We start from the raw sequence: 18,019 nt of genomic DNA on the forward strand, positions 1-18,019 counted from the left end.
AGCCGAATTGCCGGTAATCTGGATACGTGACTCAAGCGCTTTGCCCCGGAACTTTTGACCCATTCACCTATGGGCACCTCGATATGGTGCGCCAATGCTTGACCTTTGCCGACGTCGTGGTGATTGGAATTGCTCAGAATTCAAAGAAAACCCCGCTGCTTTCGCTACCGAAACGTATCGAACTGGCCCAGACCACTATCCGGGAAGCGAAACTCGATACCCGCGTCAACGTGGAAATTGTGGATGGATTGTTAGCTGATTTCTGTAAAGAACATCATATTGACGTCATCGCGAAAGGGCTGCGCACTTCCCAGGACTTTGATTACGAAAATCCGATGAGTCAGATGAATCGCCAGATTGGGGCTCCGCCGACTGTGTTTGTGGGCTGCAAACCGGCGTTGATTCACATCTCAAGTTCTATGGTTAAGGAAGTTGCCAGTTACGGAGCCGATGTCTATTCGATGGTTTGTGCCGATACCGCGCAGGCTCTGTATGAGGCGTACCAAGTCAGCCCTCCAAATCGGGATAATAATGTCATAGCAGCCCGTTTCGATAAGTACAACAGCTAGGGAGAAAAATGAGCGAGGAAAACAGGGACGACCAAATAATGGAATCGGCGGATTTGCCTACCGCTGCTGAGGGCAGCTCAGATGAACCCGATGTCGGGCAGGAGACCCCCGCGACCCTCAGTCCGGATTCGGACTCGACAGCGACAGATGACGCTGGCGAAGCGGAGTTTGTGGAACCCGAAGCCCTAACTTCAGAGCAAATGGTGGCTGCGCTGAACGCTCAGGATTACAAAGGCTCCGAGCTGATGGACGTATTAGCCCAGATGGAAGCCTTAATTTCACAGGCTCGTTCCCTGCCGATGAGTTCGTCCGTGCTGGTCAATAAGGCTCAGGCCCTTTCCCTGCTGGAGTCGGCACGCGAGGCGATGCCGACTGATATCCGCATCGCGAACCAGATTGTGGCCGGAGCAAATGCGGTCATCGCCCGCGCCCAAGAGGAGGCTGAGACAGCCTTGGCACAGGCCAATTCCACTTCTGAACGCATCCAAGCCGACGCCCACGCCCGAGCCGACGAACTGGTCAACCAAGAACGCATCGTCGTCATGGCCAAGGAACGTGCCGAGATGATTATTGAAACTGCGACCCGTCAGGCGACCAATCTGGCTGCGGGAGCCGACCGCTATTGCGAGGAAAAGCTAACAGAGCTGGAAGAAACCCTGGACAAACTAAAGGAACAATCCGCGGCAGGACGGCGGGTCTTGAGCGAACGTGCCCGGTTTAACCCCGACGATTTGCCCCAACCAGAGGCAGAAACTCCGGAGGCCAAACATGACTAGCAGTGCCAAAGCACATGGTGCAGGGAAAAAGTCGGCTCGGTTAGACAATCACGAGGCTGCGTTCGACTATCTCATCGGCTTGACCTCCCTGCCGGGCAATCCCGGAAAAACCCTCGAACTGCACGATTACCTGTTGCCGTTGCCCGACACCTGGACGAACGGGGTCGTGACCTCACGGGAGTCAGAAGGCCGTTTCGAGGTCAGTTTGCAGTCCTTGCACGAGGGGATTTTGGTCAGCCTGCGGGGCACGGTACCGACTGATGCTCAATGTTCGCGCTGTTTAGACCCGGTTCCAGGGACGGTAGAAGTCAACGAAACCCAGATGTTTTTCTATCCTGGCGCGCGTGAAGCGGCCCGCCAGGAAGGGGACGAAGAGTGGGAGGACATCCTCGAAGTAAGCACTGACGATGAGGTCGACCTCGAGCCGGTGCTGCGAGACGCCCTGGTGCTGGGCATGGAGACTTTGCCGCTGTGCCGACCCGACTGCCAGGGATTATGTCCGGATTGCGGGGAAAAGTTTGCGGATTTGCCTCCCGATCATCATCACGAGGTTTTGGATCCGCGCTGGGCCGCGTTGGGAGATTTAGCTAATGAGCTGCGCGCCCAGGAAGCCGGAGGGAACGAAGCCTCGTGAAACAATCCCCACAAAACACAGACGACACCGGCGAACCGGGCCAGAGCCGAGCCACCTTGGAACGTTTACTTGCAGACTGGGGACAACCGGTCGATAAAGAACTTTTGGTAGTCGCGATGACCCACCGGTCTTTTGCCCACGAACACGGGAAAACCGGCTCGACCGGCACGAATGAAAGGCTGGAATTCCTGGGGGACGCGGTCTTACAAATCGTGGTCACAGAATACTTGTTCCGTAACTTCCCCGATGTTCCCGAGGGCGAGTTGGCTCCGATGCGCGCCGCCACCGTCAGCCAAACCCCGCTGGCGGAAGTCGCGCGACGGCTGCACCTGGGCGATTACATCCTGCTGGGAATCGGCGAGGACCGTCAGGGCGGCCGGGAAAAGGACTCCATCTTGTCCGACACGTTAGAGGCCCTGATTGGCGCGTCCTACCTCACGTCAGGTTTGGAATCGACACGGGTCACTATAGAGCGTCACCTGCGGCGATACTTGCGCAACGCGCCGCGCCGGGCGGTCGGTATGGACTGGAAGACCCATCTCAGCGAGTTTGCGGCCGCCAACTCGCTGGGCGAACCGGAATATGTGGTGCAGGGCAGTGGGCCGGATCATGCCCGCGTGTTCAGGGCAGAAATCCGGTTGGATGGTGAGGTTCTGGGCGAAGGTCAGGGCACTTCCAAGAAATCCGCTGAACACAGCGCTGCCGAGGCTGCTTTCGAGGCGCTGCAGGATCGTTTTGGGGATCAGGTGGCTGATGCCTGAGCTTCCCGAAGTGGAGACGATTCGCCGGAATCTGGAACAAACCGTGGTGGGAGCGCGGGTCCTGAGCATCAGTGACCCGACCCATGAGCGGACTTTGCGTAACCAGCAGGGGGGAATTGCCGCGTTACGTGCGGGACTGGAGGGGGCGCGTCTGGGCGCAGCAGTCCGGCGCGGAAAGTTTTTATGGTTTCCCTTAGCGGGGGATGTCACAAGTGCAGAAGGCTCGCTTGCCCTCGTGATGCACCTGGGTATGTCGGGTCAGCTGCGGGTCGAATCCGCAGATGCGGCTCTACACAGCGCCGGGTCAGCTGTGCCACCACCAGCTCAGCAAGGCCTCGAGGAGGCTCGCCCCTTCACCCATGAGCGCCTCCGTTTCACCCTCGACAACGGGAAAGACCTGGTGTTTTGCGACCAACGCACCTTTGGACACGTCGAACTCAGGACGCTGCGGCCCACCGCGGACGGTGCGCCCGGGGGAACTGGCTCCACGGAACCGCTGCTGCCTCAGGATGTGGAACATATTGCCCGTGATGTACTCGATCCGAGCCGCGACACGACGGAGTTCGTGGAAAAGACTCACGCCAGTACTCGAGCGATAAAAACCAAGCTGTTAGATCAGGGCATTGTCTCCGGTATTGGCAATATTTATGCAGATGAAGGCCTGTTTGCTGCCCGAATACATCCCGCTACTCCCGGCCGGTCGCTCAGTGACAGGAAACTGCGGGAGTTGCTGAGTGCTGTGGCGGTCGTGATGGAGCAGGCTTTGGACTTCGGCGGTACTTCGTTTGACCGCCTGTACGTGAATTCTTGGGGTAATCCTGGCGAATTTGCGAAAGAATTGCAGGTTTACGGTCGGGGCGGCCAAAGTTGTCGCCGCTGCGGGACCCGGCTCGATAAAATGACTATTGACGGTCGCTCCAGCGTGTTTTGCCCACGCTGCCAGCGAAAACGTTAGGAAGGACCAAAGATGACTGAGCAGTCGGAGATTCGCGTCATGATTGTTGACGACCACGAGATTGTTCGCCGTGGAATCGCCGAGCTTGTCGATAGGGCAGCGGATTTGCGAGTCGTCGCCGAAGCCGGTTCGGTTGCCGAAGCCCTGTCTAGGGCCGAGTTGGCCAACCCGAACGTGGTCTTGGTGGACTTGCAGCTGCCCGACGGCACCGGCATCGATTTGATTCGTCAGCTGCGAGTAATGACGCCAAACGCCCGCATGGTGGTGCTGACCTCCTTTGACGATGACGAGGCGCTGGCGGAATCCCTGCAAGTGGGGGCGGCAGCTTATCTGTTGAAAACTGTCGCCGGGGTGGAAATTACGAACGTCATCAAGGCCGTGGCGGCGGGGAGGACTCTGCTCGATGAGCGTACCGTGACCCGCACCAGCGCAAACCGCAGCGACCCTACCGAACACTTGACCCCTACTGAAAAGAAAATCCTGGGATTAATCGGCGATGGCCTATCTAACCGGGAAATTGGGGATGCCCTAGGCGTGGCCGAAAAGACCGTGAAAAACCACATTACGGCACTGCTGTCGAAAATGGGCCTGCAACGGCGCACCCAGGTGGCGGCGTGGGTTGCATCGCAGCGTTCCGCAGAGTGGCGCAAGAATTCTCCGCGTCAGGAACTGTGAGCCCGGCAGGCAGATAGCGTCTCAATCCCGAAATTAACTAAGCGGAATACACCACGTCAGAAGGGTTCCGCTGGCGCCGTCGGGGCGTTTACCGATGCGCATCATCCCCAGGTGAATCGTGGCGCGCGCGGCCATATTGGCTAAGCCCGAATGGTGGTCAATCTTGGAATTAAGCCCGCACCCGTCATCCTGAATCTCCACTCGCAGCAGTCCGTTGGGCTGGGTTGGCGTGGGTACGCTCGCGTCGGTGAGGGCGCATCGGGGTGGTATCAACTCCGGATTGAACCAAATATCTACTTCCAGACGCACCTCGGTGGCGTGGGCGTGGCGAGCCACGTTCGTCAAGCCCTCGCGCACGACTGCCAACACATCCGAGATGAGGGTTTCCGGTAGCCTCCGGCGCAGCCGTTCCTCCATTCGTTCCATATTGTCCAGGGTGCAAACTTCATCGTCTACGCGCACAATGAGCGAAGGCGCGAATCCGAGGGAACGACGAGACAGCGAGGCCTCCATCCGCAATCCGCCCAACAGCTCCGGTTCCGCGCTGTCTTGATCTTTCAGTTCGCTGACGATTCGGCGAATTTCCCCCACAGAGTCGCCCACTGAACGCAACGCCTCATCCAGGGTGGTGCGAATCGTCTGAGCTGTGAGTTCCTGATCGCTGAGGTCTTCTTTTAAGGCTTCGAGGTGCAGGGAGGTCGCGAACAGCTGCTGTATAGCCAGGTCATGCAGGTCACGAGCAATGCGCTGGCGTTCTTCCAGCAGCTCCGCGCGGTCTTCGGACTGCCGCACGCCGGACAGGCGCAGCGCCAAAGTGGCTTGTGCCGCAAAATTCTCGGCGGCTCGCAAATCCGGCACGGTAAATTCGGGGCTGCCAGGGTTGCGAAACAGGATAATGACCCCGCTGGCGGCTCCGCGCTCGCTCATCGGGGCATAAAGAGCCGGACCAAAAATGGACAGTTCGGGAATCCGCAGTAAGTTGGCGCGTTCCATCGACTCCACAATGATGCCGACATTGTTGCGAATGACCGCCTGGGCGCGCCCCTCGGGAGGAAATTCCATCCCAATCATCTGTGTGGCAGCTTCGCCGTCAGCAATTTCACAAATGTATTTTCCGCCCAAGCTGGGCAGTACAATCAGGGTCGTATCGGCTTCCGCTACCCGGCGCACAGAAGAGGCGATGAGGGACAGCGCTTCCTCTTCATCGGTGTCTTCCAGCAGCGCCGTGGTAATGCTTTGGCTCATGCGGTTCCACCGCTGCAAAGTTTCGAGCTCCAAGTTCAGCGCATAGATTTTTTCACGCAAAACTGCGTGGCTTTCCCCCAAATATTTATTAACCTTGAGGCTTCTTAGCTCAGACGTAGCTTTTCTCCTGTTCTAGGTTCCAACGGTAGGTGGGGTTGGTTTTGACCAAACTGGCGTGTGTTCCGCGAGCGGTGATGTGGGTCACGCCGTCCTCGTCTTCGCTATCCAGCTTACCAAGAACGATGACTTCATCGGCTTTGTCCAAGGCACTGAGCCGGTGAGTGACCAACAGCACGCCGCGTTCCCCGCTCTTGCCGGTCGCCAGTAGGTCCGACACCAGCTGGTCGGCTAGAGCCCCGTCCAGGTGCTCTCCGGGTTCGTCCAGGGCGAGGAGCTGCGCCGGGGTCGCCAAAGCCCGTGCCAACAGGATGCGTCGACGTTCTCCACCGCTCAGTGCGGCTCCGTCCATGCCGAGCACAGTGTCCAGGCCGTCCGGAGCGGCCTTAAGCCACGGCCCCATTCCTGCCTCTTGCAGAAGCTTTTCTGCCTCCACGGTGCCCACATTGGCTCGCGCTACCCGAATGTTCTCTAGGGCGGTGGTGGCAAAAATATGGGCGTCCTCCGCGGTCATCACGATTTTTTCGCTCACGGTGGGACGCGGCAGTGTGCTGATGTCGATTCCTCCCAGCGTCAGGCTGCCACCGCGCGGCGGAATCAAACCTGCCAAGGTATAAAGCAGCGTGGATTTGCCGATTCCGGAACGCCCCACAATCGCCAAAGCCTTGCCGGGGCGCAGTTCCAAATCAATTCCGCTGGCAATAATCGGCCCGCCGGGCCACCCAATCTCCAGGTCTTTGGCTACCAGGCGAGCCTCAACTTCGGTGACGGGCGAGAGTTCCGTGCGGTGCCCCTCCGCGTTGACCGCCGCATCCGGGACGGCATCGCTGGTCGGGGCGGCGTCTTCTGCGTAAATCTGCTTCAGGGCGGCTTCGACATAGTCAGCTCCACCCATCAAATCCACCAGACGGGTCGCGGCGGCCCCGGAGGACACCAGCTGTACCGCGGCGGCAGCCAGTTGGGAGGTCCCTTCAAAAGCTGCTAGGGGAGCCAGCACCAAAATCGCCAGGTTCACGTCCCACAGCTGGCCGCTGACGACCAGGGGAGTGCCAATCAGAAAACCGCACAGGACGGCCGCCCCCATCGAAATATTGTCAATAAAAGCGGCGATGGCAGAGGGGCGGGCAGCCTTGTCTTTCAGACGTTGAATGACTTGTTCGACTTGGTTGAGGTGGTCTTGCGCAGCCTGCAGACGCCCGGAAACTGCCAGTTCGCTGGCATTCATCATGAGGTTTTGGGCGCTGGCAGTCAGCTCAATCTGGGCCTGCTGGGAAGCCAGCTCGGCGATACGGGCGGCACGAATTGTCAGCAAAGGTCCCACCACTCCGGCCATCAGCAGGCAGATCAGCAGCGTGAGCGCTGCTAGGGGAGCCAGGAACCAGAACAAAATAACGGTGGCGAGGGCGGTGAGAGCCGTAACCATTCCGGGAAGGACAGACTTCACCACGAAGTCTCCGACCGAATCAACATCGCCGCCCGTGCGGGCCAGGATTTCCCCGCGCCGCAAGGCTGCGATATTTTTGGCCGGACGACCCGCCAGAATCCGGTAAACCGTGTGCCGCAAATCGGCTACCCCCAACAGGGCGACCTTGTGAGACGCCAGGCGCTCCAGATAGCGAAACAACGCCCGGCCAATCCCGAAGAAACGCACGGCTACGGCCGCGACCGCCAAGTCCATCCACAGAGCGTCAATCTGGGCGGCACGGGCGATGAGCCAAGCCGCCACCACCGACAGCCCGATGGCGCAGGCCAACGTCGAGACGCCCAGGAGGATAGCCAGAGCCATATTGGCGCGATTCAGGCGCATCATCCGATAGGTCAGGCGCAGGTTGCGCAGCTCCTCGCGCGAAATAAACGCCGTGTTTTTCATAGCGGGACCATAAAACCCGGCAGCGGATTCCATGACTTCGGCGGGGAAAGTTGACTTGTCGCTACTCATGCGCGCACCTCGTTATCAGCAAAATCTAGATTCAAAATGAGCGGGGGCAAATCCTCACGCCCATCCGGTTTGCGTTTGCGTTCCCGCGGTTTCGGTTTCGCTTCGGCTGCCGCCTGAGCTTCCTGTTCCGCTTCGGCTGCGGTGAAAGTTCTGGTTTCGACCGGAATAGACACGTCGGCGACATTCATCACGGCTTGGCGGTGGGCAATGACGACCACTGTTTTCCCTTGAGCTTTCAGGGCTTTAATTCCGGCAATGACCTGGGTTTCCAGATTTGCGTCCAGGTGCGCGGTCGGCTCGTCCAAGACGATGAACTGTGCTTTTTGGGTCAGGGTGCGGGTTAACGCCAAGCGTTGCCGCTGACCGACTGACAAACCCAAGCCGCCAGCGCCAAGCTGGGTCAGCCAGCCTTCTGACAGCCCCTGCACCACCGTATCGAAGTGGGTGATACGGCTGGCTTCCACCAGGGCGGGGCTCGGGGTGTCCCCGGACTCGCCCAGATTTTCCAAAACTGTTCCGGGCAGAATAGCCGGATTTTGGGGAACCCAGGCACATTGTTCCCACCACGAGGCCGGGTCGATGTCGTGCAGCGGTACGTCGCCCGCGGGTCCGCTCACCGTCAGCTCGCCCTGGTCCACAGTTTGCAGCCCCAAAAGGCTCATGGCGGTGGTCGTTTTCCCGGAACCGCTGGCGCCGGTCAGGGCGTAAATTTTCCCCGGTTCGAGGCTAGCCGTGAGGTTGGCGGGAGCCCACATACCACGAGCTTTCACGCCTATGTCACGTAGCTGAATGGTGGCTTTTGCTAAGTCAGGAGCCGCGAGGTGCCCGGTTTTCGGCAGCGGTTCCTCAAGGATAGCAAAGGCGGCTTCCGCGGCGGTGACACCGTCGGAGGAGGCGTGGAATTGCTTGCCGACTTCGCGCAGCGGGCTAAAGACCTCCGGAGTCAGCATGATGACCAGCAGCCCGGTGAACAGGTCGAGTTGGTTATTCAACAGACGAATCCCGACTTCTACCGCAACCAGAGCCACACACAGGGTGGTCAGGAATTCCAGAGCACCGCCGCTCATGAACGCGACGCGCAACGTTTGCATAGTGGAACGGGAGTATTCGTAGCCGACCCGTTTCACCTGCTTGGCGGGGTCTTGCTCGCGTCCCAAAGATTTCAGGGTTGCTAGGCCGGCCAGGAGGTCCACCAATTGACCGCCCATGCGTTTCATGGAAGCTAGGCGTTTGTCGGAGTATTCCTGGGTCAAAATCCCGATGAGAATCATGAACAGGGGGATGAGCGGAATGGTGGCCAGCACGAACAGAGAGCTAATCCAGTCCAGGTAAAAAATCACCAACAGGGTTAGGGGAGTGACTGTCACCGAGAGTAAAAGTTGGGGCAGGAAAAAAACGAAGTAAGCGTCGAGGTCTTTCAAGGCGCGCACGACCGTGGTCACGGTGTCTTGACCGTGCTGGGTTTGCCAGCGGGGGCCGAGCTTGGTAGCGTGGGACAGGACTTTTTCCCGGATTTCTTTGATAGCACCCGTCGCTGCCCGGTGCGCAAACCACTGCCGAACCAGCAGGGACAAGCCCCTACCCAAAAGGACCAAAACCAACACTCCGAGGGTGGGAACGATGAAAGACAAAGGCTGGTGATCCATGATGACCGGGGTCGCGGCCTTCGAGATGAGCCAGTCTTGAGCGATGATGAAAACTGCCGAGAAAAAACCAAAAACAGTGATAAAGATGATGTATCCGCGGGCAGTTTTTGCGTACTTCAGCAGTCGGGGGTCCATGGGTTTCACCCCCTCAGCTTTCCACATTTTAGGGAAAATCTCCACAACGCGAGGAGGACGAAACCCCGGTTAAACTGGTGCGGGCGGGCCACCGTAGTGACCCGCCCGTAACGGTTTCAGACCGTCGTCGCTTTATTTAGCCAACCAGGAAGTTCGCGCCTTCGCGAATCTTATCGGGCTCCAAGCCGCCTGCAGGAGCCACGCTGATACGAGCGCGGAACATGTAGACAGACCAGATGGTGTAACCCAATACGATCGGAACCAGGATGATGGCCGCCACGGTCATCACAATCTGAGTTCCTGCGGAAGCCGCAGACTGAGCGATAGTCAGCGAGTAAGCCGGATCAATCGAGGACTTCATTACGTTCGGGAAGAGCATGGCGAACACCCAAGCCACAGCCATAGCAATGGCGATGGAATTGAAGGTGAAGGCCTTTGCTGAAGCACCCTTGAACGCAAAGAGCAGGCTGACGATGAGGCAGACTGCCGCGAGGACCAGGAAGATCAGTGCGAAGATGAAACCATCGCCCTTGAAAGCGAAAGTGCCCCACACCGCAAAGACTGCGGTCAGGACGGTCGAAATGAGACCCAACTTCGGGGCAATCGCGACCGCGCGTTCCTGAACAGCTCCGTCGGTCTTAAGAGCCAAGAAGTTGGCGCCTTGGACCAAGGACAGAGAGGCAATTACCAAACCGCCGAGAATCGCGAAACCGGAACCGCCAATCAGCAAGCTCACCAGCTGGCTGAAGGGGAATTGGCCCAGACCGATGAAAGAGTGAATCTGAGACATACCGGCATTGGCGATGTCGACGTTCTCAGGACCAACTTCGGTGAACGGGGTCTTGGGATCGGCCACGATAATCTTCATGCCGGCTACCAGGTTGCCGAAGGCTACACCCAGCAGAACCGGAACCAGCCAAGCCGTGATGGTTTGGATGGTATCCCAGGTGCTGCGCCACTTCAGCGTGTCCACCTTGTTGCGCCATTCGATAGCCGCGATACGACCAATCAAGCACAGCAGAACCAGGAACAAAGCGATGTACATACCGGAGAACATCACGGCGTACCACTCGGGAGAAGAAGCGAAGGTCGCGCCACCAGCGGTGAGCAGCCACACTTCGTTGCCGTCCCAGTGCGGGCCGATGGCGCGAACCATCTGACCGCGCTCGTCATCGGTCTTACCGATGATACGCAGCAACATACCGGTACCCAAGCCGTAGCCTTCCAGGACGAGATAGCCAGCCCACAGGACCGCTACGAGGATAAACCAAAGGATTTGCAGAAAAGTCATTGTCTGATTTCCTCCTTAGTAAGCGAACGACAACTCTTGAGAGGCAGCGTTCGGGCCACCATCGGAGGCCGGGGTGTTGATGCCCTCTTTGGAGTAACGGACCATGAGCTTGAACCAGATGATACCGAGCACCAGGTAAACCAAGGTGAACAGAATCAACGAAATCAAGAACTCAAGCGGACTAACTACGCCAGACAAGCCGTCGCCAGTCAGCATGAACACGCCGGCGGCGTCGGTCTTGACCGCGAGGTCAGAACCGAAGGCATCCTGGTTCGGGTACACGATGAACGGCTGACGACCAAACTCGGTCATAATCCAGCCGAAGGACGCAGACAGGAACGGCATCGGCAGCGTAATCAGGGCGAGACGCTTCAGACCCTTAGAGGTGGAAACCTTGCCGCCACGGGTCTGGTACAGACCGACCAGAGCCAAGGCTGCACAGAACAGACCCAGGCCCATCATCAAGCGGAAGGACCAGAACACCAGCAGGACGGACGGTGAATAAGGAGCCCAGCTGTAAACGCCGGTTTCACCCTTAATCCCAGAAGTGTTAGCGGTGTCGATGTTCGGAGCCTTATCGCCGTACTTGTCCGCGGCGTTCTCTAGCATGGTCTGGGTGCGCTCGGAGGAGTCAGCCATACCGGCGATGGAACGGGAGAACGAATTGTGCGCGACAAAACCGAGCAGACCCGGAATCTTGCCGACACCGACTTCGGTCAACGGCCAAGAGCCGTCGTCGTTCTTTTGGATGTTCTGCGGGCAGTCCGAGAAAGCCACCAGAGCCAGGGCGCCGGATTCGCCAGCGCACAGACCCTCAGCGGCAGCCATCTTGGCCGGCTGGTAGTAAACCAGATGCTGGCCCTGCAAGTGGCCCGAAGCAATGGTCAAAACGCCAGCGACCAGCATGATGGTCATGCCCCAGCGGGCAATCGGACGCCAGACTTCGCGGGCTTCGGTGTCGCCGATACCGCCAGCGTTGGCGGCGCGAACCATCCACCACAGAGAAATGCCGGCCACGATGGTGGAGGCCAGCAAGATAGAAGAAGTTACCACGTGGAACACAGCGAGCCACATGGTGGAGTTGGTAACAACTTGGAAGAATGCGGTAGCGCCGTTCAAGGTAGCGCGACCGGTAGCCGGGTCAAAGACCGCACCAACCGGGCGCTGCATCCAGGAGTTAGCGCCGATAATCCACAACATAGAAGTGTTGACGCCGACCATTACCAGCCAAGACACGACAACGTGAGCTTTCTTGGAGATCTTGCCCCAACCGAAGATCCACACTCCGAGGAACGTAGACTCCATGAAGAATGAAAGCAGAGCTTCAAAAGCCAGAGGAGCGCCGAAGATATCACCGACGAAGCGGGAGTACTCGGACCAGCCCATGCCGAATTGGAATTCCTGCACGATACCGGTTGCAACGCCCAAGGCAAAGTTAACAATAAACAGCCTTCCAAAGAACCGTGTCGCCTTCAGCCAGTATTCCTTGCCGGTGCGGTACCACAATGTTTCCATCAGTGCTACCAGCAAGGACATGCCGATGGTGAACGGAACCAGGATAAAGTGGTAGACGGTTGTAATACCGAACTGCCACCGCGCCAAGTCGAGGCCTTCAAGCCCCATTGAGACGACGGTCACCTTTTCCGCCTTTCCGTAGATTTTATAGAAATTGCATTTAGGATCAGATTTACTTCGTGGTCACATAGCGTAATCGCCAAGCGAACCTGAGCCACTTCCTAAATCTACCCTAAAATTTTACCAACTTGTACATTTCGCACCCCCATCGGAGGTTTTTCTGGGCAAAAAATCCGACTGTGCGATAGGATGTTCCACAGAGATAGGAGTGTCTTGAGCAGCCCAAGTCGGCAACTCGGAACCTTTTGTGAGCCCAGTCTCGCGGTTTCATTAGCCCGGTCTATCCCTTATCTCTCTTAGACTTTCCACCGTTTGGTGATGACTGACAACTAAATAGATCGGTTGGTTGCTGGCCGGTCTCTTGCAGGAGCTTTAAAGTGAATAAGACAACAGAATCCGAAAAAACTGCGGTTGCTAAAACGACTTCGCGTAATTCCGGTACGGCACGAACTCGTACTCGGTCCTCCGCCACTAAAGATACGAAAGACCAGACTTTTCAAAAAGTAAATGCATCCTCAAGGAAGGTAAAGGACTCCGGTCCGACTTTCTCGGCTTCAGAAGCGTCGTCTGCCACTAGTGTGCCCAGCGCAGGGGTGTCTTTGCCGGCCGCTAGCCTGCTGTTCCAGGCCCCAGACCTGTCCACCTTTACTCCGGCGGCGCCAGCCGAAGAAAAACCGGCTCGCAATACTCGTTCTAATCAGAGTGCCACCGTCGAGCCGGAAAACCGCAGCCGGAGAAAGTCCTCGACCACTAAGGGCGAGTCTGCGTCGACCTCTCGGACCAATTCGAAAACCTCCAGCCGTAAGAAAACCCCGGCGCATAACGCACCCGAGGGCGGGAATACCCCCACTGCTGAGAAAGACACGACCCCGGAGAGCGAAAACAGCACAACCCGCCGGCGGCGGCGCCGGACCCGTTCTGATGGTGGGGAAAGTGAAGAAGTCAAGGCTCTTGACGGTTCTACCCGGTTGGAAGCGAAACGGATTCGCCGTAAGGCTGGGCGTAAGGAAAGCCGCAAACGGACTCCCATTACAGAAGCGGAGTTCCTGGCGCGTCGAGAAAACGTGAAACGAGAGATGGTCGTGAGAGAACGCGACGGTTTGAACCAAATTGCCGTTCTCGAGGACGGGTTGCTGGTCGAGCATTACGTTTCGCGGCACACCCAAGAGACTGCTGTGGGCAACGTTTACCTGGGCAAGGTGCAGAATGTCCTGTCCTCGATGGAGGCGGCATTCGTGGACATCGGCAAGGGACGCAACGCTGTGCTCTATGCCGGAGAAGTGAACTGGGATGCCGCCGGTTTGAATGCCAAAACCGGGCGTATCGAGGATGCGCTCAACCCTGGCGACCTGGTTTTGGTGCAGGTCACAAAGGATCCGATTGGGCATAAGGGTGCCCGTTTGACGTCTCAGATTACCCTGGCTGGCCGTCACTTGGTGTTGGTGCCCAGTGGCGCGATGACAGGAATCTCGCGCAAGTTGCCCGAGGAGGAACGCAAACGTCTCAAGGCCCTGCTGAAAACGATGGTCCCGGCCGGTTACGGAGTTATTGTTCGAACCGCCGCGGAGGGAGCCACGGAAGCGCAGCTGCGCGCCGATGTGGAACGTCTCACCCGCATCTGGCAAGAAATCGAGACGAAACAGCGCAAGACCCGCAACGGGCCGGTGCTGCTACACGGGGAACCGGAACTGGCAGTGCGAGTCGTACGCGACATATTTAATGAGGACTTCCGTTCCCTGACTATTCAGGGCGATACCGCGTGGAAGACCATTTCCAAATATGTGCGTGATTTGTCCCCGGAGTTAAAGGACCGCCTGAAGCACTGGGAAGGCGAGGACGATATTTTTGCCGCTCACCGCATTGACGAACAGCTCGCGAAAGGCTTTGAACGCAAGGTGTGGCTGCCCAGCGGCGGTTATCTGATTATTGACCGGACCGAAGCGATGACGGTTATTGACGTCAATACCGGGCGGTACATCGGCGCCGGGGGAACTCTGGAAGAAACCGTAACCAAGAACAACTTGGAGGCCGCCGAGGAAATCGTGCGTCAGCTGCGGCTGCGCGACATCGGTGGCATTGTGGTAATCGACTTTGTGGATATGGTTATCGAGTCGAACCGGGATTTGGTGCTACGCCGCCTGGTGGAATGCCTAGGACGCGACCGGACTCGTCACCAGGTCACCGAAGTGACTTCCCTCGGCCTGATTCAGATGACCCGCAAACGGGTCGGTCAAGGGCTGGTAGAGGCATTTTCGACCCAGTGTGAATGCTGTGACGGCCGCGGCTTCATCGTTCACGATGTGCCGGTCGAGAACAACGGGCAAGCCCCAGAAGACGTGGTGTCCCATCCTGCACCTCGGCGCGGATCCACGTCTTCGGCAAGTTCGAAGCGTGGTCGGTCCCGTGCAAAATCGGTGAAGGAAACGAACCCGGAAGTGCGTCAAACTATGGCGGCTATCGCTACTGCCGCTCACTCCTCCGAGGAACACGAGCCGCCTGCCCCGCGCCAATCGCACTCGTCCAAAACTCGGGAACCGAAGCTATTGACGACGCCGCAGGAAAAGCCTTCCCTGGACAAGGCCAGTGACAAGCCCTCCTTGGAAAAGGCCAGCGAGAAACCTGCTCTGGATGGGGCGCAAACACGCCTGGAAATCACAGGTTCAGACGCTCCTACGGAGGGTACCGCACCGCGACGCCGCCACCGCCGGGCCGCCTCTACCGGGGTTATCAATACGGATTCGGCAGATGCCGATATTGTGGTTTCACAAGGGTAGTTCCCGGATTTTTCCGCAGTTTGCTCGGTCCACCGGGGGTCTGCGGACAGTTTTTGGAGTGAGGCGTCTTGGGTAACCTTCTGGGCGGGCAAAACCTACACGTGGAGTATCCGGACAAGCTCCTGCTTGACGACGTCACGGTCGGGGTTAGCGCCGGGGACCGTATCGGGATTGTCGGGCGCAACGGAGACGGCAAATCAACGCTGCTGCGGGTGCTGTTCGGAACCCAGCAGCCGCATTCCGGGCTCGTCACCCGGCGCAACGGGCTGCGGGTGGCTTTGCTGGGACAGGAAGACGCTCTGAGCGGCTGTGACACGGTGGAAACAGTGCTGTTGGCAGGCTCCAAACACCACGAAGTCCTCAGCGACCCGCGGATTCGAGAAGTATTAGATGGGTTATTGCCCGCAATCGCGTGGGAATCGCCGGTCGAGGCACTGAGTGGGGGACAGCGCCGACGCCTCGCCCTCGCGAAACTCCTGATTGGCGATTGGGACGTTATCGGACTGGACGAGCCCACGAACCACCTGGATATGGAGGGGGTGGCGTGGCTGGCGCATCACCTGAATCGCCGCTGGTCCGCACGGGAGGGCGCCCTGTTGCTGGTGACCCACGACCGATGGTTCCTCGATGCGGTGTCGCGCGATACTTGGGAAGTCCACGACGGCATGGTGGAACCGTTTGAAGGTGGATACGCGGCCTATATTTTGGCTCGCGTGGAACGTGACCGGCAGGCTGCTCTCGCCGCCGAAAAACGCCAAAATCTGTTACGCAAAGAACTGGCTTGGCTGCGCCGCGGAGCCCCGGCGCGAACTTCCAAACCGAAGTTTCGCATCGACGCCGCCAACGCGCTTATCGAAGATGTTCCGCCAGTGCGCGACACGGTGCAGCTGGTGAAACTGGCCACCGGAAGGCTTGGGAAAATCGTTGTGGACCTGGTGGATGTGGATTTTTCCTATGACGCACAAGGGGATTCCCCTTCGGTTTTACGCGATGTCACGTGGCGAGTGGCGCCGGGGGAGCGCGCCGGAATCTTGGGCGCCAACGGAGCCGGAAAGTCGACCCTGCTGGGTTTGCTGGCGGGGGACCTCACCCCGACTCGGGGGCGACGCCGCGAAGGCAAGACAGTGCAAATTGGCATCCTGGATCAAGAGTTTCGGGCGCTGCGCGAGATTGCGGATTACCGTGTCTACCAGGTATTGGGCAAGCTCAAAGGCTCTTTTGAGGTGGAAGGCAGGGAACTGAGCCCCGCCCAGATGCTGGAACGTTTGGGGTTCAATTCCTCCCAGCTGCAAGCCAAGGTAGGGGCGTTGAGCGGGGGACAGAAACGGCGTCTGCAGATTTTGTTACTGCTGCTCGAAGAACCGAATGTGATGATTTTGGACGAGCCCACCAACGATATTGATACCGATACGTTAACTGCTTTGGAAGACGTGTTGGACGCCTGGCCGGGAACGTTGCTGGTCGTCTCCCACGATCGCTACCTCATTGAACGGATTACCGATAACCAGTATGCCGTTATCGACCACGGTCTGCGCCACCTTCCCGGAGGCGTGGACGAATACTTGGAGTTGGCCGAACAGGCGCGGCAAGCCAGCCGACCCAAGTCGGACGAGCCGTCAGCCCCGCGGGGGAACCTTGAGAACGGGAAAACCAGTTCCAAAGCCGATTACGAAACCCAAAAACGTCTGCAATCCGTGGAACGTAAGCTTGCCAAGGCCAGCGTACAGGCAGCCCAGATTGAATCGCAGCTGGCTGAGACAAACCCCGCCGACTACGAAAAACTGGCGGAATTGACCAAAGAACTGCAAACCGCCCGCGGCCGGGTCGAACAACTTGAGGCACAGTGGATGGACGAGGCGGAAGGGCTTTAGATTTGGACTTACGCAAAGCCTGAACTTCCCTCCATCAACTCGATAAGCTGGAAACATGAGTGAAGACCCCACCCCAACTGTACCGTCGGGCATTCCTGAACTGGATGCCCAATCCGTGCGAGACGTCAGCGAACGCGCCCAGATGCTGATTATTACCGGCATGAGCGGGGCTGGACGCAGCCAAACCGCCCAGGTCTTGGAGGATTTGAACTGGTATGTGGTGGACAATCTGCCTCCCCGGATGCTCGGTCCTTTGGCGCGGATGATGACTCCCGGAGGCGAAGGTGTGCACCGCCTGGCAGTGGTGGTTGACGTGCGTTCGCGCAGTTTCTTTTCGGAATTCATGTCCACCCTGGATGCGTTGCGAGAAGCCCAGGTCGACCTGCAAGTTTTATTCCTCGATTGTTCCGACGCGGTGTTGGTGCGCCGCTACGAACAGGTGCGCCGCCCCCACCCCTTGCAGGGTGAAGGGCGGATTATGGACGGGATTGCCTCGGAACGGGAGCTGCTCGGGCCCATCCGCGACCGCGCCAACATCTATGTGGACACGACCCACATGAATGTTCACGACCTGGCCCGGCGAATCCGCGAACTCGTGAGCGGGGAAACCGTCAACGGACTAAACGTGACGGTGATGAGTTTCGGGTTTAAATACGGTTTACCCATGGACGCCGATCACGTGGTCGATGTGAGATTTTTTCCCAATCCTTACTGGGTGACGGAACTGCGACACCTGACCGGACGGGATGAGGCAGTGGCGAAATACGTATTAAGCCAGCCCGGGGCCAGCGAGTTTGCCCAGAACTACGTTGATACTTTGGCGCCGGTACTGAACGGCTACCTGCACGAGTTAAAGCCATTTGTGACGATTGCCGTGGGGTGTACCGGAGGGCAGCATCGTTCGGTGGCGATGGCTGAACGCCTGTCCAACCTGCTGCGGTCTAAAGGTTTCCAAGTACGCACCGTACATCGTGATATCGGCAAGGAATAATTCGG

Annotated in this window: 14 protein-coding genes; 9 read left to right on the top strand and 5 right to left on the bottom strand. The window is 58.3% G+C overall.

All coding sequences use genetic code 11. From position 1 onward, the window contains the following. The first annotated feature begins 26 nt into the window (after window positions 1-26). From coaD to Q0X47_RS01095, 6 genes are read left to right on the top strand one after another with little or no spacing between them, the layout of a single operon-like run. Entirely contained in the window at window positions 27-569 is a 543-nt protein-coding gene (coaD, locus tag Q0X47_RS01070) for a pantetheine-phosphate adenylyltransferase (protein WP_297721733.1), read from the top strand. Window positions 570-577: 8 nt separating this feature from the next. After that, window positions 578-1,345, top strand: coding sequence for a hypothetical protein (locus Q0X47_RS01075; protein ID WP_297721737.1), 768 nt, complete (start codon window positions 578-580; stop codon window positions 1,343-1,345). Further along, window positions 1,338-1,979, top strand: a complete 642-nt coding sequence (locus Q0X47_RS01080) for a DUF177 domain-containing protein (RefSeq protein WP_297721740.1) — start codon at window positions 1,338-1,340, stop codon at window positions 1,977-1,979. Before Q0X47_RS01075 ends, Q0X47_RS01080 begins: the two co-directional genes overlap by 8 nt. Beyond that, a complete protein-coding gene (rnc, locus tag Q0X47_RS01085; protein WP_297721743.1) occupies window positions 1,976-2,740 on the top strand; it encodes a ribonuclease III in 765 nt (254 codons plus the stop codon). The genes Q0X47_RS01080 and rnc overlap by 4 nt, the downstream gene beginning before the upstream one ends. After that, entirely contained in the window at window positions 2,733-3,695 is a 963-nt protein-coding gene (gene mutM / locus Q0X47_RS01090; RefSeq protein WP_297721745.1) for a bifunctional DNA-formamidopyrimidine glycosylase/DNA-(apurinic or apyrimidinic site) lyase, read from the top strand. Before rnc ends, mutM begins: the two co-directional genes overlap by 8 nt. A gap of 12 nt (window positions 3,696-3,707) precedes the next feature. After that, window positions 3,708-4,370 carry a response regulator transcription factor gene (locus Q0X47_RS01095; RefSeq protein ID WP_297721748.1) on the top strand — a complete coding sequence of 221 codons (663 nt, stop codon included), beginning with the start codon at window positions 3,708-3,710 and terminating at the stop codon, window positions 4,368-4,370. Window positions 4,371-4,403: 33 nt separating this feature from the next. On the opposite strand, the gene Q0X47_RS01100 is transcribed toward Q0X47_RS01095, so the two are convergent. The 5 genes from Q0X47_RS01100 to Q0X47_RS01120 form a co-directional block, all read right to left on the bottom strand. Then, window positions 4,404-5,696, bottom strand: coding sequence for a histidine kinase (locus tag Q0X47_RS01100; protein ID WP_297721751.1), 1,293 nt, complete (start codon window positions 5,694-5,696; stop codon window positions 4,404-4,406). A 28-nt stretch (window positions 5,697-5,724) separates the two neighbouring features. After that, a complete protein-coding gene (cydC, locus tag Q0X47_RS01105) occupies window positions 5,725-7,671 on the bottom strand; it encodes a thiol reductant ABC exporter subunit CydC (RefSeq protein ID WP_297721754.1) in 1,947 nt (648 codons plus the stop codon). Beyond that, window positions 7,668-9,479, bottom strand: coding sequence for a thiol reductant ABC exporter subunit CydD (gene cydD, locus Q0X47_RS01110; protein WP_297721757.1), 1,812 nt, complete (start codon window positions 9,477-9,479; stop codon window positions 7,668-7,670). Before cydD ends, cydC begins: the two co-directional genes overlap by 4 nt. Window positions 9,480-9,588: 109 nt before the next feature. Beyond that, entirely contained in the window at window positions 9,589-10,743 is a 1,155-nt protein-coding gene (gene cydB, locus Q0X47_RS01115) for a cytochrome d ubiquinol oxidase subunit II (protein WP_297721760.1), read from the bottom strand. A gap of 15 nt (window positions 10,744-10,758) precedes the next feature. After that, on the bottom strand, window positions 10,759-12,366 hold the full coding sequence (locus Q0X47_RS01120) for a cytochrome ubiquinol oxidase subunit I (protein ID WP_297721892.1): 1,608 nt from the start codon (window positions 12,364-12,366) through the stop codon (window positions 10,759-10,761). Between the two features lie 980 nt (window positions 12,367-13,346). Between Q0X47_RS01120 and Q0X47_RS01125 the strand changes: the two genes are divergently transcribed. From Q0X47_RS01125 to rapZ, 3 genes are all read left to right on the top strand, one after another. Further along, window positions 13,347-15,152, top strand: a complete 1,806-nt coding sequence (locus tag Q0X47_RS01125; protein ID WP_367178271.1) for an Rne/Rng family ribonuclease — start codon at window positions 13,347-13,349, stop codon at window positions 15,150-15,152. Window positions 15,153-15,220: 68 nt separating this feature from the next. Further along, complete coding sequence (locus Q0X47_RS01130) at window positions 15,221-17,023, top strand: ABC-F family ATP-binding cassette domain-containing protein (RefSeq protein ID WP_297721765.1); 1,803 nt, start codon at window positions 15,221-15,223, stop codon at window positions 17,021-17,023. A 55-nt stretch (window positions 17,024-17,078) separates the two neighbouring features. Further along, window positions 17,079-18,014, top strand: coding sequence for an RNase adapter RapZ (gene rapZ, locus Q0X47_RS01135; RefSeq protein ID WP_297721769.1), 936 nt, complete (start codon window positions 17,079-17,081; stop codon window positions 18,012-18,014). The last annotated feature ends 5 nt before the right edge of the window (window positions 18,015-18,019 follow it).

Origin of the sequence: uncultured Mobiluncus sp. (assembly GCF_947254095.1) — a bacterium.
Taxonomy (GTDB): domain Bacteria; phylum Actinomycetota; class Actinomycetes; order Actinomycetales; family Actinomycetaceae; genus Mobiluncus.

Excerpts from the sequence above, each read along its gene's own strand:
- Q0X47_RS01075 (WP_297721737.1), top strand. The coding sequence starts at position 578 with ATGAGCGAGGAAAACAGGGACGACCAAATAATGGAATCGGCGGATTTG.
- Q0X47_RS01080 (WP_297721740.1), top strand. The coding sequence starts at position 1,338 with ATGACTAGCAGTGCCAAAGCACATGGTGCAGGGAAAAAGTCGGCTCGG.
- mutM (WP_297721745.1), top strand. The coding sequence starts at position 2,733 with ATGCCTGAGCTTCCCGAAGTGGAGACGATTCGCCGGAATCTGGAACAA.
- Q0X47_RS01095 (WP_297721748.1), top strand. The coding sequence starts at position 3,708 with ATGACTGAGCAGTCGGAGATTCGCGTCATGATTGTTGACGACCACGAG.
- cydC (WP_297721754.1), bottom strand. The coding sequence starts at position 7,671 with ATGAGTAGCGACAAGTCAACTTTCCCCGCCGAAGTCATGGAATCCGCT.
- cydD (WP_297721757.1), bottom strand. The coding sequence starts at position 9,479 with ATGTGGAAAGCTGAGGGGGTGAAACCCATGGACCCCCGACTGCTGAAG.
- cydB (WP_297721760.1), bottom strand. The coding sequence starts at position 10,743 with ATGACTTTTCTGCAAATCCTTTGGTTTATCCTCGTAGCGGTCCTGTGG.
- Q0X47_RS01120 (WP_297721892.1), bottom strand. The coding sequence starts at position 12,366 with ATGGGGCTTGAAGGCCTCGACTTGGCGCGGTGGCAGTTCGGTATTACA.
- rapZ (WP_297721769.1), top strand. The coding sequence starts at position 17,079 with ATGAGTGAAGACCCCACCCCAACTGTACCGTCGGGCATTCCTGAACTG.